Source organism: Synechococcus sp. R55.7 (genome assembly GCF_047461955.1).
Classification (GTDB): domain Bacteria; phylum Cyanobacteriota; class Cyanobacteriia; order Thermostichales; family Thermostichaceae; genus Thermostichus.
The window spans coordinates 7,178-8,600 of sequence record NZ_JANSIC010000116.1 but is presented as its reverse complement, the minus strand read 5'-3'; the positions used below and the strand labels follow the sequence as shown (position 1 = coordinate 8,600).

At 57.2% G+C, this 1,423-nt stretch carries 2 protein-coding genes; both read right to left on the bottom strand.

The features are described 5' to 3' along the window. Positions 1–46 precede the first annotated feature (46 nt). A complete protein-coding gene (locus tag NW820_RS07665; protein ID WP_011434408.1) occupies positions 47–511 on the bottom strand; it encodes a cupin domain-containing protein in 465 nt (154 codons plus the stop codon). 45 nt (positions 512–556) lie between these two features. Continuing rightward, positions 557–1,399 carry a cysteine hydrolase family protein gene (locus tag NW820_RS07660; protein WP_238376823.1) on the bottom strand — a complete coding sequence of 281 codons (843 nt, stop codon included), beginning with the start codon at positions 1,397–1,399 and terminating at the stop codon, positions 557–559. Positions 1,400–1,423: the final 24 nt, after the last annotated feature.

The window sequence follows — 1,423 nt, the reverse complement described above, 5'->3', positions numbered from 1 at the left end:
AGTACCCCTGACTTCCAACCTCTACAGCTCCCAGAGCCATTGAGGCCTAAGCCTCAGCAAATGCCCTTCTCCAGCCCCCCGACAGCACCTGCAAATCCTCCTCATCCAAGTCCGCAGGAGTGCCGGAGCGGATGAGCTCGGCAAAATCTTCGTTGGGCACCATGAAGCAGAGGGCGTAGAGGCGGCCTGGGCCGGTATTGTGGATTTCATGTACACCGGTCGGCGGTACCAGAATGCTATCTCCAGTTTTGATGGGGGCCGCTTTTCCATCGCAAATGGCCAGGCCTTCCCCCTTGAGAACAAAAAACATTTCCACAGCCATTTGATGGCGATTTGGAGGGGTTTTGCCTCCCTCATCGAAGATCTCCACACAAAAGGTTAGAGAAATCTGAGCATGAGAAGGATCGAACACGATGGCCAGGCGATTGGTATCGTGGGGGCTGATGCGAAAAGCCTGATAATCGGCAGGGGTTTTAACAATTGGAATCACGCAGCGGGAAAGCGTTTGCATCCGGATCCTCCGCTCAAGAGATGAGGGGTGAATAGTGGGCAAGTGCTAACAGGGGAGAGCCGCGAGCAAATCTGAGGAGGAGGCGACAAAGCCAAAGCACTGCTTGACGTTGTAGAGGGTAGCTAGCAAACAGTATTCAGGAGAGGTGGTGGCGGCGCAGTCTTCCAGCAAAATGCAGTCGTAGCCGAGGAAATTGGCATCTTGCAGCGTGGTCATGACGCACTGGTCGATGTTCACGCCGGCAAAAAAGAGGGTGGTGCGCCCCAGGTTTCTGAGAATGCTATCGAGAGGGGTATCCCAAAAGCCGCTCATGCGGAACTTATCCACCCAGATATCCTCGGGCTTGACCTCCAGTTCCTCCACCACAGCAGCGCCCCAACTGCCCCGCGTGAGGACCAAAGACCCGTTCTTAGGCAAGGGATCCCCCAGCCCTACTCCCTCTCCGGTGGGGTTGTACACATGTCGCAAGCCGGCGCTGATGTTGAGCAAGTCAGGGCGATTGCCCCAGTTCACCCACACAATCGGCACTTGAGCTTGTCGCAGGCGGGGCAGCAGGGCTTTTAGAGGGCCGATGGGAGCCCGTGCAGGTGTAACATCGACGCCAATGCTGGCCAGCCAACCGTCGGGATGACAAAAGTCGTTTTGCATGTCGATCACCAACAACGCCGCCTTGGCCAGATCCAAGCGCAGGGTTTTGCTGGAGGTGGGTAGCAGGATGGGCCGGGGATCCAAGGGCGGACGGGTGAGGTCGGCCATTTCGGCATTCACGGCCCAGGCATTGGGAGGGATCCCAAGGGTCTTCAAGGGGCGATTGGGAGTGCTCATGGATTCTCCGCTCGCGTCGCGCAGCAGTGGGATCAGGTTGGGCAGTTGAGTGATGACCCACAACTACGCTCGACCTTAATGCACAGC

Bases quoted from the DNA above. Each gene is read 5' to 3' on its own strand.
- NW820_RS07665 (WP_011434408.1), bottom strand. From the start codon at position 511: ATGCAAACGCTTTCCCGCTGCGTGATTCCAATTGTTAAAACCCCTGCC.